This is a genomic window from Prosthecobacter fluviatilis (assembly GCF_055388355.1).
The window spans coordinates 4,640,961-4,653,179 of sequence record NZ_AP043782.1 but is presented as its reverse complement, the minus strand read 5'-3'; the positions used below and the strand labels follow the sequence as shown (position 1 = coordinate 4,653,179).

General features: G+C 62.8%; 10 protein-coding genes. 5 read left to right on the top strand and 5 right to left on the bottom strand.

Annotated elements, in window-relative coordinates; genetic code table 11:
* The first annotated feature begins 1 nt into the window (after position 1).
* A complete protein-coding gene (locus ACZ5WW_RS18125) occupies positions 2 to 1,039 on the top strand; it encodes an SAM-dependent methyltransferase (RefSeq protein ID WP_377165639.1) in 1,038 nt (345 codons plus the stop codon).
* Positions 1,036 to 1,782 (top strand): tetratricopeptide repeat protein, encoded by a 747-nt coding sequence (locus ACZ5WW_RS18120; protein WP_377165640.1) that lies wholly within the window; start codon positions 1,036 to 1,038, stop codon positions 1,780 to 1,782. Before ACZ5WW_RS18125 ends, ACZ5WW_RS18120 begins: the two co-directional genes overlap by 4 nt.
* Before the next feature lie 28 nt (positions 1,783 to 1,810).
* Here the strand turns inward: ACZ5WW_RS18120 and ACZ5WW_RS18115 are convergent, their stop codons facing one another.
* The 3 genes from ACZ5WW_RS18115 to tkt form a co-directional block, all read right to left on the bottom strand.
* Positions 1,811 to 3,058, bottom strand: a complete 1,248-nt coding sequence (locus ACZ5WW_RS18115; RefSeq protein ID WP_377165642.1) for an MFS transporter — start codon at positions 3,056 to 3,058, stop codon at positions 1,811 to 1,813.
* A gap of 54 nt (positions 3,059 to 3,112) precedes the next feature.
* Positions 3,113 to 4,012 (bottom strand): helix-turn-helix transcriptional regulator, encoded by a 900-nt coding sequence (locus ACZ5WW_RS18110; protein ID WP_377165644.1) that lies wholly within the window; start codon positions 4,010 to 4,012, stop codon positions 3,113 to 3,115.
* A 126-nt stretch (positions 4,013 to 4,138) separates the two neighbouring features.
* Positions 4,139 to 6,115: a transketolase gene (tkt, locus tag ACZ5WW_RS18105; protein WP_377165646.1), complete on the bottom strand. Its 1,977-nt coding sequence runs from the start codon at positions 6,113 to 6,115 to the stop codon at positions 4,139 to 4,141.
* Between the two features lie 160 nt (positions 6,116 to 6,275).
* On the opposite strand from tkt, the gene ACZ5WW_RS18100 reads away from it, so the two are divergent.
* From ACZ5WW_RS18100 to ACZ5WW_RS18090, 3 genes are all read left to right on the top strand, one after another.
* A complete protein-coding gene (locus tag ACZ5WW_RS18100) occupies positions 6,276 to 6,674 on the top strand; it encodes a thioredoxin family protein (protein ID WP_377165648.1) in 399 nt (132 codons plus the stop codon).
* Positions 6,675 to 6,778: 104 nt separating this feature from the next.
* A complete protein-coding gene (locus ACZ5WW_RS18095; protein ID WP_377165650.1) occupies positions 6,779 to 7,165 on the top strand; it encodes a BlaI/MecI/CopY family transcriptional regulator in 387 nt (128 codons plus the stop codon).
* Positions 7,162 to 8,688: a M56 family metallopeptidase gene (locus ACZ5WW_RS18090; RefSeq protein ID WP_377165652.1), complete on the top strand. Its 1,527-nt coding sequence runs from the start codon at positions 7,162 to 7,164 to the stop codon at positions 8,686 to 8,688. Before ACZ5WW_RS18095 ends, ACZ5WW_RS18090 begins: the two co-directional genes overlap by 4 nt.
* 78 nt (positions 8,689 to 8,766) lie before the next feature.
* Here the strand turns inward: ACZ5WW_RS18090 and ACZ5WW_RS18085 are convergent, their stop codons facing one another.
* Complete coding sequence (locus tag ACZ5WW_RS18085; RefSeq protein WP_377165654.1) at positions 8,767 to 10,251, bottom strand: sulfatase family protein; 1,485 nt, start codon at positions 10,249 to 10,251, stop codon at positions 8,767 to 8,769.
* Between the two features lie 30 nt (positions 10,252 to 10,281).
* Complete coding sequence (locus ACZ5WW_RS18080; RefSeq protein WP_377165656.1) at positions 10,282 to 12,183, bottom strand: sulfatase family protein; 1,902 nt, start codon at positions 12,181 to 12,183, stop codon at positions 10,282 to 10,284.
* Between the last annotated feature and the right edge of the window lie 36 nt (positions 12,184 to 12,219).

Here is a 12,219-nt window from a genome sequence, read left to right as displayed (position 1 = left end):
CATGAGCACCATCAACGCCATCCTCGCCAGGAACATCCTCCCCGATCCCATGATCCGTCTGGGCATCCGCCAGCGGCTGGCGGAGACGCTGCGGGAAAACAAGCAGCCCACCGTCGAGGCCCAGCGCGCAGCCCTCATGCGCTACGTGCAGGATCTCAAGCAGATGCCCGTGGCCATCGCCACGGACGAGGCCAATGAGCAGCACTACGAGGTGCCCACGCGCTTCTACCAGCTCGTGCTTGGGAAGCACCTCAAGTACAGCTCCGGCTACTGGCCGGATGAGAGCACCACCTTTGATGAATCCGAGGCCGCCATGCTGAAGCTGACCTGCGAGCGCGCCGAGATTCAGGACGGCCAGCGCATTCTGGAACTCGGCTGCGGCTGGGGCTCGCTCTCCCTGTGGATGGCAGAGCATTATCCGAATGCGCAGATCACCAGCGTTTCGAATTCACGCACGCAAAAGCTCTTCATTGATGCCGAGGCGCAGAAGCGCGGGCTGAAAAACCTCACCATCATCACCGCCAACATGGTGCACTTCCAGGGCGTCGGAGACGGCATCTTTGACCGCTGCGTCTCGGTGGAGATGTTTGAGCACATGAAAAACTACCAGGAGCTGCTGCGCCGCGTCTCCACCTGGCTCAAGCCTCGAGGCAAGCTCTTCGTGCACATCTTCACCCACCGCGAGTACGCCTACCATTACGAGGTGCGCAGCGATGACGACTGGATGGCCAAGTACTTCTTCACCGGCGGCCAGATGCCCAGCGACGACCTGCTGCTCTACTTCCAGGACGATCTGAAAATCGAGGACCACTGGTGCGTCAGCGGCCTGCATTATTCCAAAACAAGCGAGGCCTGGCTGGCCAACATGGATGCCCACAAATCGGAGATCCTGCCTCTGTTTGCCGAGACCTACGGCAAGGACCAGGTGACCAAGTGGTGGGTCTGGTGGCGCCTGTTTTTCCTCGCCTGCGCCGAGCTCTGGGGCTACCGCGGCGGCGAGGAGTGGATCGTTTCACACTATCGTTTCATCAAGCCATGAAAGCCATTCTGACAGCGGCGGCCCTCCTGCTGGCGGGGCCTGTGTGGGCAAACTTCGCAGAGTTGGTGAAGCAGGGAGATGCCTACGATGCGCAGTACAAGCCGGAGGCTGCGCTGCAATATTATCTCCCCGCCGAAAAGCTGAATCCGAACGACGCTGCGCTGCTGGTGAAGATCGCGCGGCAGTATGTCTATCGCATGACCGGCCTGCCTGACAATGCAGCCCGGCTCAAGTCAGGACGCACCGGCCTGGCCTACGCTGAGCGCGCGGTCAAAATGGCTCCCAATGAGTCGGACCCGCATCTCGCCGTCGCCATCTGCCTGGGCAAGCTCACCCCCCTCGTTGGCAACCGCGAAGGCATCGAAGCCTCGCACAGGATCAAGGCCGAGGCGGAGGCCGCTGCCCGGCTCAATCCCAAAAACGACTTTGCCTGGCACTTGCTGGGCCGCTGGCATCAGGAGCTGGCGCAGATTGGCGGCATGACGCGCGCCGTGGCCAAGATCGTCTATGGCGCCCTGCCCAGCGCCTCTTATGCCGAGGCGGAAAAGTGCTTTCAAAAGGCCATCGCGCTCAAACCTGATCGTCTCATACACTACATTGAACTCGGCCGCACCTACGCCCTCATGGACCGCAAGGCGGAGGCCCGGAAGTTCATCGAGCAAGGTCTGGCGATGACGAACCGCGACCAGGATGATCCGGAGACCAAGGCGCGCGGACGCAAGACTCTGCAGAGCCTTGACTGATCCGCCCGCACTCTGCACCCGCACGCTCTCAGGGGCGCACCTGCTCTTCCGTTTCCACCTCCGGCAGAAACACCGTCAGCAAACCCAGCAGCGGCAGAAAGGCGCAGGCGTGGAAGACGAAGTCGATGCCACGCATGTCGGCCACTTTTCCCAGCACGGCGGAGCCGATGCCGGCGATGCCGAAGGCCAGGCCAAAGAACAGGCCTGCGATCATGCCCACCTTTCCGGGCATCAGCTCCTGCGCATACACCAGGATGGCGGAGAAGGCCGAGGCCAGGATGAGACCGATGATGACCGTCAGCACCGCCGTGAGCCACAGCCCCGCATGCGGCAGCCATAGCGAAAACGGCGCGGCTCCCAGGATGGAGAACCAGATGACGCGCTTGCGCCCGATGCGGTCGCCCACCGGCCCGCCCACGATGGTGCCCACCGCCACGGCAAAGAGGAAGAGGAAGAGATAATACTGCGAGGTCTGCACCGAGACGTCGAAGCGGTTGATCAGGTAAAAGGTGTAGTAGTTGCTCAGGCTCACGAGATACACGTATTTGGAAAAGATCAGCATCACGAGGATGGCCATGGCAAAGGCCACACGGCCTGATGACGGATGCGCGTGTACGGCAGCCGATGAGCGCGCAGGCTTGCGCCGGATGCGATGCAGATTCCGCGCCTGCCACAGGCCGATCTGCCACAGCACCACCACCCCCAGCAGCGCGATGACGGAGAACCACGACAGCGCAGTCTGGCCATGCGGCACGATGAACCACGCCGCCAGCAGCGGTCCGATGGAGGAGCCAGCATTTCCACCCACCTGAAACAGCGACTGCGCCAGCCCACGCCTCCTACCCGCCGCCATGTGCGCGATGCGCGAGGCCTCCGGATGAAAGATCGCCGAGCCCGAGCCTACCAGCCCGGATGCAAACAGGATGGCGGGAAAGCTCTGCGCCCTGGAGAGCGCCAGCAGGCCCATCAGCGTCAGCCCCATGCCGACTGGCAGAGAATAGGGCAAAGGACGCTTGTCCGTGATGTAGCCCACCAGCGGCTGCAGCAGCGAGGCCGTGACCTGAAAGGTCAGCGTGATGAGCCCGAGCTGTGTGAAGGTGAGGCCATACGAATCCTTGAGCACCGGATAGATGGCGGGCAGCAGGGCCTGGATGGTGTCATTCAGCATGTGGGAAAAGCTGATGGCAAACAGCAGCGCAAAAACGGTCTGCCCCGGGTCCGTGGCCGCTGGGGTGACCGCATGAGGTGGTTGGTCCTCGATCAGGGTCTCTTTCATAAGGACCGTGACTCTTCGGCTGAAGCTGCGGGCGGACAATGCCGGCCTCTGGTGCTAGGCGGACTCCGGCTGGTATTTTTCTCGGATTTCCTCGCGGAACTCCATGGGGGTCTGTCCCTCATGACGGCGGAAAAAGCGCGTGAAGTAGGACGGGTCCTGAAAGCCCGTCTGGTAGCCGATCTCGGAGACGCTGAGATCGGAGTGCAGCAGCAGGCGCTTGGCATCCAGCAGACGGCGCAGGCGTATCAGTTCCCCGGCGGCGTGGCCGGTTTCCTCGCGGATGACATCGTTCAGATGGTTCACGGTGATGCCCAGTTCCTTCGCATACGGCGCCAGCGCCGGCCATTCACGAAAGTGCTGCTCCAGCGCCAGATGAAACCGGCGCGTCAGCTGTGTCGCACGCGTGGTTTCGCGCACCGCGTGCTTCTTCGCATAAAGGCGTGCCGCATGGATGAAGACGATGCGCAGTGTGGCGCGCAGCACCTCCTGCACGCCGCTCTGCGGGGCATCGTACTCCGTCTGCAGCTCGGCAAAGAGGGAGATGATCTTTGCCGCCTCCGCCTTGCTCACCGTCAGCCAGGGCGTCACGCCTGAGCCGAAGAAGAAAGGCAGCTCAAAGAGCAGGCTGGGCGGCGGCGCATGATCATCAAAAAACGCCTGCGTGAACGACACCACCGTGCCGCGCATCTGCGGCGCGGGGTGGATGGTGTGCACCTGCCCGGGGCTCAGGAAAAACAGCGTCACCTGTTTCACCTCATGGTCACGGAAATCATGCATCAGCCTGCCTCCGCCCGTGATGAGGAAGAGCTGGAAGAAATCATGGAAATGGGGAATCAGCCGCTGCGGCTCCTGCATCATGGAAAACTCCAGCGGCATGACCACACAGCCCTCCGCACGCAGCCGGTCCTGCCCGTACCTGCTCATCTGCAGGGAGGGGATGGTGCGGCGGTTCATGGTGTACGGCGATGAGTGGACATGTGATTACGAGGTCCGGCGAGCCGAAGATGTGTGGACATAAAAAAGAGAGGCTGTTTCCAGCCTCTCTTCGTGAGTTTTCAGAACTGTTGGTTATCAGTCCGCTTACGCCAACGCCGCAGCCACGGCCTCGGCGGTGATGCCGAGCTCCTTGAAGACGGTGGCGCCGGGGGCGCTGATGCCGAAGCGGTCGATGCCGATCACCTGGCCCTGCGTGCCGACGTATTTCCACCACAGACCGGAGACGCCGGCCTCGATGGCGATGCGCTTGGTGCAGGCGGCGGGCAGGACGGATTCGCGGTAGGCGGCGTCCTGACGGTCAAAGCGCTCAAAGCAGGGCAGGCTGACGACGCGCACGCCGGGCTTGCCCTTGGCACCTGCCACGGCCCACTGCACTTCGGAACCAGTGGCGATGACGATGGCTTCCAGCGGAGCGGTTTCCTTCACCAGCACGTAGCCGCCCTTGAGGGTGCCTTCGCGGCGGGTGGCGGCGCTGGCGATGCCCTGGTGTGGCAGGTCCTGACGGCTGAGCGCGAGGAGCGTGGGGCCGTCTGCGCGGCTGAAGGCGGCGGCAAAGGCGGCGGCGGTTTCTTCGGCGTCGCCGGGGCGGATCACGTCCAGATTTGGGATCACACGCAGGCCGCTGACGGTTTCCACCGGCTGGTGGGTCGGGCCGTCTTCACCCACACCCACGGAGTCATGGGTGAAGATGTAGGTGACGGGCAGCTTGGCCAGGGCGGCCAGGCGGATGCTCGGGCGGCAGTAGTCGGCAAAGACGAGGAAGGTCGCGCCGCTGGCGAGGAAGAGGCCGTCGTAGGCCAGGCCGTTGCAGATGGCGCCCATGGCGTGCTCACGGATGCCGAACCAGATGTTGCGGCCGGTCGGATTGGCGGCGCTGAAGTCGCCCATGCCGGTGAGGTAGTTCTTGGTGGAGCCAAAGAGGTCGGCGCTGCCGGTGACGAGATGCGGCACGGCCTTGGCGATGTGGTTGAGGATCTCGCCACCGCTGTTGCGCGTGGCGGCCTTGCCTTCGGCGGGATATTCCGGCACCACCTTGAGGAGGTCTTCGGCCTTCAGGCTGCCATGGCGGGCGGCGTCCAGTTCTTTGGCGAGAGCAGGGTTGGCGGCGCTCCAGGCCAGGAAGACCTTGTTCCATTCGCCGTGGGCGGCGGCGCGCTTGTTCTTCAGGTCGGCAAAGTAGGCCTTCACCTCGTCGCTGACGTAGAAGTGGGTGCCTTCGGGGATGCCGAGGCCCTTCTTGGCGGAATCGACAAACTTCGCACCGCCCTCGCCGTGGCCCTTGGCCGTGCCGGCCACTTCGGGGATGCCTTTGCCGATGATCGTCTTGGCGATGATGATGGTGGGCTTGCCGTTGTCGCTCTTCTTGGCGGTGTCGATCGCAGCCTTGATGGCGTCGAGGTCGTGGCCGTCGATGGTAACGGCGTTCCAGCCCAGCGCGGTGTAGAGCGCCTGGGTGTCTTCGCTCTGGGTCACCTTGGCCATGGCGTCCAGCGTCACATCGTTGGAGTCATAGATGACGATCAGGTTGTCCAGGTGGTTGTGGGCGGCAAAGGCCACAGCCTCACGAGCCACACCTTCCTGAAGGCAGCCGTCGCCAGCGAGGGCGATGACGTGGTTGTCGATGATTTTGTGCTCGGCGGTGTTGTACTTCGCCGCAGCCATCTTGCCGGAGAGCGCGTAGCCCACGGCATTGCCGATGCCCTGGCCCAGCGGGCCGGTGGTGGACTCCACGCCGGGGGTCTCATGGAATTCAGGATGCCCCGGGGTGATGGAATGCAGCACGCGGAACTTGGACACATCGTCGATGGACACCTCGTAGCCGCTGAGGTGCAGCCAGGAGTAGATGAACATGGAGCCGTGGCCGGCGCTGAGGATGAAGCGGTCGCGGTTCAGCCATTTGGGGTCGGCGGGGTCGCACTGGAGGGTTTCGCCGAAAAGGACGGCGCCGACTTCAGCGGCACCGAGGGGCAGGCCGAGGTGGCCGGAGGAGCACTTGTGCACGGCATCCATGGCGAGACCACGGGCTTCGTTGGCAGCTTGAGCGAGGAGGGTTTTGTTCATGAGAGTTGGTTCAGGATCAGGTAGGGTCAAAAAAGCGCCAGATGCGGCCAAGCGCGGGAGCCTTTCTTACTAGTGCAGGGGTGGGTTTCAAGGTCGAAAACTGGGGGGAATCGGACGTTATCGTCCCTTGCCATCCGGCCTCCTGCCCGGATGGTACCACATGAACAAAGGAAACCTGCCCATCTGGATCGCCGGGGCTGTCCTGCTGTACATTGGCTGGATCGCCTTTGACATGCTGCGTCCGGTGTCTGGCGGCGGCAGCGGGGCTCTCACCACGATCAGCACCGTGCGCACGGCCAAGCTTCCCGTGCTGGTGGAGTTTTACGCCGACTGGTGCGGCCCCTGCAAGGTGGTGGGTCCCATGGTGGAGGAACTGGCCCAGGAACTCAGGGGCAAGGCCCTGGTGATCCGCATCAACATTGATGAAAACCCGACGCTGGCACGTGAGCATGGTGTCGGCCCCATCCCCACCTTCATCGCCTTCAAGTCGGGGCGCGAGACGGGCCGCGAGATCGGCGGCATCCCCAAAGAGCGCATGCGGGAGCTGCTGGGGCTGTGAGAGGCCCTGCTGAACAAGCAAAGCGAGGGCAAGAGTCAGCCACCTGCTGAAATTTCAACATGGAGCCTTGACATTGGCCTGCTGGTGTTGAAAAATCAACACCCATGTGGAACGACAAACATTCCAGTGAGCTCAGCCGTCGCGAGCGGCAGGTGGTGGAAATCGTGATGAAGCATGGGCGGCTCTCCGCTCGTGAGATTGAAGAAAAGCTGCCGGACGCTCCCACCTACTCGGCGGTGCGGTCCATCCTCCGCCTGCTGGTGGAGCGCGGGCATCTGATCAAAACACAGGCGGATGGGCGGGACTGGTTCTCGCTGCCGGTCTCGCCTCAAAAGGCGCGTGTCAGCGCGCTGCACAGCTTTGTGAGCCGCTTTTTTGAAAACTCCGCAGGCGAGGCCGCGCTGGCGCTGCTGGGACAGAAAAATGTGAAGCTGTCCAAGGAGGAAGCGGAAAAACTCATCCAGCTCATTGAGGAGGCACGCGAATCATGAACATCTGGTTCGAAGACTTGCTCCGTTTTCTCACCCAGAATCCAAACTTTGGACTGCTCGCGTCCGCCTTGCTCACCAGCACGGCGGTGGTTTGTGTGGCGAAGACCGTGGCTCTGCAACTGCGTCGGCGCTCCGCCCGGGCGCGCAGCATTGTCTGGCGGATCGCCATGCTGGCGCTGCTGGCAGTAGGTGTGTGGCGGCTGATGCCGGAGGCGGCTCCTCCTGTGGCGGTGGTGGAATGGCGTGTGTCATTCCCTGCTGCTTTGCCAGATGAGCCTGCTTTACCTGCACTGGTGCTCCCAGAGAAAAGCGCATGGCAGCGCGTTCTGATGTTTCTGGAGGGAGCCAGCATCCAGCTCTGGCTGGGCACGGCCACAGTGCTGCTGCTGAGGCGCGTGCTGAGGGCGTGGGCCGGACTGCTCTGGCTGCGCCGACGGAGTGATCAGGCACCTGATTTCATCCAGCGGCTGCTGTGGAAAATGAATGCACCGGATGGCCTGCAGTGTCGTGTCGCACAGCGACTCCATTCCCCCATGCTCTCGGGCTGGCGCAGGCCGGTGATCTGGCTGCCGCCAGATGCGGCCCAATGGGATGAGCGGCGGTTGGGCGTGGTGCTGCGCCATGAGCTGGCCCACCTGCAGCGTGCAGACGTGGCGTGGCAATGGCTGGCGCAATGCACCGCCTGCCTCTGGTGGTGGCAGCCGCTGGCATGGCTCGCGTTGAGTTCTCTGCGAAACGAAACTGAACACGCCGCGGATGACGCCGCTGTGCTCGCCGGAGAGAGCATGCATGATTATGCGCGGACGCTGGTGGAGATCGCCGCCAGTCTGCCCTCATCTCTGGGCAAATTGCCGGGGGTGGCGATGTTTGGAGGAGAGTCTGTACAAAGGCGCGTGCGGGAGCTGATGAAGGCCAGCCAGTGGCGCGGCCGCATCGGTGTCGGGGCGCTAAGTTTGATCTCCCTCGTAGCGGTGATCCTCGCGGTGCTGGCGGCGACGAAGGTGGAATTCAAACCGAAGGCACCGATGTATCAGAGCGAGGCAAAACTCGTAGCCGGAGGTCTGGATGACAAAGTTGAAAACTGGCAGGCCTGGCGCGATGATTTTAACGGCACAATCACTGAAACGCTGGAGTCTTCGGAAATGAAACGCCGGGCTTTGGAACGCACTCGGGCCTTACATCCAGACCTCAGGGGCAGAGATGTTGAAATCCATGTATCACTCCAGGAACCACAGATGCAGGGCTCGAGCATGTTTGGCGTGCAGGCGCTCAGTGAGGACAGGGAATACGCCCGGGTCTTCCTGGATGCATTGCTGGATGAATTCATCGCTTTTCGACAAGCGATCCGCAGACAGTCTGGCGGCAAAGCTCTGCAAAAGCTCAGTCAGGATGAGCGGGCGAATCCTCCTCCGGGGTCTGCCGAAAGCAGAGATTACGTAGCGATCCAGAAGCGCGCTCAGCCCGCCACCGAAGTCATGCAAAGCGGATTGGTTCCCGTTTGGAAGCTCTGGAGGAAAGAATAGAAACAGCCCGCTGAAGAAAGCACGACTAAGAAGCCGGTTCACAACAAAAAGGACCCCGCCAAAGCTACGGGCTGAACATCACCTCGGCCCAGGCGCATTGATGTGCGCGGCATCCTTGTCCCAGCCTGCGGGAGTGCCGCGATAGTCGGCTTCCTTGAGCTTGAGTTTGTTGCCGGTTTCGCGGTCAAAGGAGTCTTTGGAGAGGCTCGCCGGAGCGGAGTCGCCGGTGGCGGTGGTCCATTCGGTCATGGCTTTGGCGAGACGTGCTTTGACGGAGGCGTAGTTGGCATCATCGGCGAGGTTCTGCAGTTGCAGCGGGTCAGCGTCAGTGCGGTAGAGCTCCACGGTGGGGCGTGGGGAAAGGAAGACATCTGCCTGCGGTGGCGTGAGCTTTCCGGCATCGCGCACGGCGCGCAGGCTCTGGAAGGAGGGCGAGTGCACGGAGTCCGCCGGCCCCTGCCACGCGAGGTCGGGGCGTGAATTGACGATGTATAGAAAGCCCTCTGAGCGCACCGAGCGGCCGTGCGCCTCGTAGTCGTGCCAGTTGTGCTCGGAGAAGGCGTACTTGCGCGGGGTGGCAGCGGGATCGGCCAGCACGGGCGCAAAGCTGAGCCCCTGCATGGTGGGCGGTACTGCGACTCCAGCGAGCGTGAGCACGGTGGGCGCGATGTCGATGCTGCTGATGAGGCTTTGTGTAGGAGTGCCTGCTTTGGCGATGCCCTTGGGCCAGTGCGCGATGAAGGGCGTCTTCATGCCGGAATCATGCAGGCGTGTCTTGGCGCGGGGGAAGGGGCGGCCGTTGTCCGCCATGATCATGATGAGCGTGTCGTCCAGCGTGCCTTCCTTCTCCAGCTCTGTCACGACGAGGCCGATGAAGTAATCCCAGCGCGTGATCTCGTTGTAGTAGGAGGCCAGGTCATCGCGCGTGGCGGCATCGTCATTCAGGTAAGGCGGCACGATGACCTTGGCGGGATCGTGCTTGGGACCGTAGAGGTCGGCCTTCCAGTCCTTGTCGGCGTCCCAGGCGCGGTGAGCGTCCAGGGAGGCAAACCAGAAGAAGAACGGCTTGTCTTTGGGGCGCTGCTGCACGGTCTTCACCCAGGTGGCGTGGCCGCCTTTGTTGCCGGGCTCGTTGCCTGCATCCACAAGATCAAACGGCTCGGGCTGCGGCTGCTCGCCAGCGGCGGGTTTGTCGGAGGTCATGTGGTGCTTGCCCACCAGTGCGGTGTACCAGCCCGCCTCACGCAGCAGGCGCGGAAACCACGGCAGGTGCGCAGCGATGGGCTGGTGCAGCTCGGAGGCACGCCCATTGTTGTGCGGATAGCGGCCGGTGATGACGCTGGAGCGGCTGGGGCTGCAGCTGCTGGCCACCAGGATGGCCTCGTCAAAGCGCCGCCCTTTGGCTGCGAGCCTGTCGATGTTCGGCGTGCGTGCGGCTGCGTTGCCGTAGCAGCCGAGGTCGTCATAGCTCACGTCATCGGCGATGAAGAGGATCACATTGGGCGCTGCTGCAGCATTGCTGATGCAAAGCAGCAGGCAGGCGAGGAGGCGGGGCAGGGACATGGGGCAAAATGCAGATGAGAATCCGAGCGCCTACTTTTTCTTCCCCTTCTTCTTGGCGGCAGGCGCGCCTTCGGCATCACCTGCGGGGAGTTTTTCGCCCTTCAGGTCTGCCAGCAGGCGGGACACGTAGCCGTTGAAGCGGGCATCGGGAGACTCGCCTTTCGCTGGCAGTGCTTTGATCTGCTCGGCGATGGGCTGGGCCTTGTCGCCGAGATCGCCGATGGCATTGAGTGCGCTGATGGAGGTGAAGACATCGTGCTGGCTCCAGTTGGCCAGATTTGCCAGCGCGGTCAGGGCGGCGGCGCGTTCGGAGTCGCTGCCGTATTTGGCCAGCGTCCAGTGGGCCACGACCTGCACATAGGTGGAGCTGTCTTTGGCTGCTTGAGCAATCTCATCGTGTGCTGCGCTGAGTCCGGCACTGCCGCGCATCAGGATGCCCATGGCGGACCAGTAGCGCAGCGCGCTGTCTTTGTCGGCAAATCCGGCCTTCAGATCCGGCATGGCGTCCGCCTTCATGGAGGATGCCTGGCCTGCGGCTTTGAGGATGCGGGCCAGCGGATACATCTTGTCATCGTGCGCCATGTCGTAGGGCGTGGTGCCTTCGGAGCGGTGATGCATCTCGCCCTCGCAGATCATGCCCACATCGCGGATCTTCAGTGCCAGGCCTTCCTGCGTGGCGCGCATCCTGGCCAGCGTCTCGGCGTGCTCGGGTTTGGCGGCGAGGTTGTGTACTTCATCGGGGTCGCTCTGCAGATCGTAGAGTTCCTCGGCATCTTTGGGTGTCTTCCAGAAGATGGACTGCTCCGGCGTGGTCTTGCCCGCATCGTAGAGCTTGCGCCACACGGCGGTGGTGGGGGTTTCAAACTGGTAGTTCACATGCTGGCCCTGCGAGAGGTGGGGCATGTAGTTGCGCAGATAGACAAAGCGCCCGTCCGTGACGCTGCGCACGCAGTCGTAGCGCTCGTCCATGCGGCCGCGGAAGCCATACACGTAGGGCTGCGGCTCGGTCTGAAACTTGCCGGCAAAGGCGTGGCCCTGCATCCACTCCGGCGGCTGCACGCCGATGAGGCTGAGCAGCGTGGGCGCGAGATCGACAAAGCTCACGAGGCGGTCTGACTTCACACCGGCGCCATACTCCTTCGGCGCGAGGTGCTTCCACTTGGGCGGGAAGTACACGACCATGGGCACCTGCAGGCCGGAGTTGCTGGGCCAGCGCTTGTTGCGCGGCATGCCGCTGCCGTGGTCGGCGTAATAAAAGACAATGGTATCTTCTGCCAGGCCGGCGGCTTCCAGTTCCTTCAGGCGGTTGCCTGCCGAGGCATCCGCGAGCGTCACCTGATCATAGTACTGCGCCCAGTCCTGACGCACCTCGGGCGTGTCAGGGTGGTAGGCAGGCACTCGGGCCTTGGCGGGATCGTGAATGGCCACATGCGGGCGTTTGCGGATCTGGCTCTCGTGGCTGCACTGCTCATTGAAGATGGCAAAGAAGGGCTGGCCGTCCTTGCGGTTCTTCCAGTGCGCCTTGCCGTTCGACTCACCCCACACGCCCTCGGGTTTCTGCAGGTTGTAGTCCTCCTTGTTGTTGTTCGTGCAGTAGTAGCCCGCCTCGCGGAGAAACTGCGGATACATCTTGGTCCCCTTGGGCATGGCCGCCATGCTGCGCATGTGCTCGCCGCCGGTGGAGGGGGAATACATGCCCGCAATGATGGTGGTGCGCGCTGCTGCGCAGACGGGGCCGCAGGACCACGCGTGCTTGAAAAGCATGCCCTTCGCCGCCAGTGCATCCACATTCGGCGTGTCGGCATACGTGTCGCCATAGCAGCCCATGTGCGGCCCGTGGTCCTCACTGGTGAGCCAGAGGATGTTGGGCCGGTCTGCGGCAGATGCCGAAACGACAATGAAGGACGAAAGGAAGAGGCTGAGGAGCTTCATGGGCCGGGTGGAACGACGGCACTAGCGGCGATCCTT

What these genes read in the sequence shown, in the direction of transcription:
- ACZ5WW_RS18080 (WP_377165656.1), bottom strand. Translation starts at nt 12,183, where the DNA reads ATGAAGCTCCTCAGCCTCTTCCTTTCGTCCTTCATTGTCGTTTCGGCA.
- ACZ5WW_RS18125 (WP_377165639.1), top strand. Translation starts at nt 2, where the DNA reads ATGAGCACCATCAACGCCATCCTCGCCAGGAACATCCTCCCCGATCCC.
- tkt (WP_377165646.1), bottom strand. Translation starts at nt 6,115, where the DNA reads ATGAACAAAACCCTCCTCGCTCAAGCTGCCAACGAAGCCCGTGGTCTC.
- ACZ5WW_RS18115 (WP_377165642.1), bottom strand. Translation starts at nt 3,058, where the DNA reads ATGAAAGAGACCCTGATCGAGGACCAACCACCTCATGCGGTCACCCCA.
- ACZ5WW_RS18085 (WP_377165654.1), bottom strand. Translation starts at nt 10,251, where the DNA reads ATGTCCCTGCCCCGCCTCCTCGCCTGCCTGCTGCTTTGCATCAGCAAT.
- ACZ5WW_RS18120 (WP_377165640.1), top strand. Translation starts at nt 1,036, where the DNA reads ATGAAAGCCATTCTGACAGCGGCGGCCCTCCTGCTGGCGGGGCCTGTG.
- ACZ5WW_RS18090 (WP_377165652.1), top strand. Translation starts at nt 7,162, where the DNA reads ATGAACATCTGGTTCGAAGACTTGCTCCGTTTTCTCACCCAGAATCCA.
- ACZ5WW_RS18100 (WP_377165648.1), top strand. Translation starts at nt 6,276, where the DNA reads ATGAACAAAGGAAACCTGCCCATCTGGATCGCCGGGGCTGTCCTGCTG.
- ACZ5WW_RS18095 (WP_377165650.1), top strand. Translation starts at nt 6,779, where the DNA reads ATGTGGAACGACAAACATTCCAGTGAGCTCAGCCGTCGCGAGCGGCAG.
- ACZ5WW_RS18110 (WP_377165644.1), bottom strand. Translation starts at nt 4,012, where the DNA reads ATGAACCGCCGCACCATCCCCTCCCTGCAGATGAGCAGGTACGGGCAG.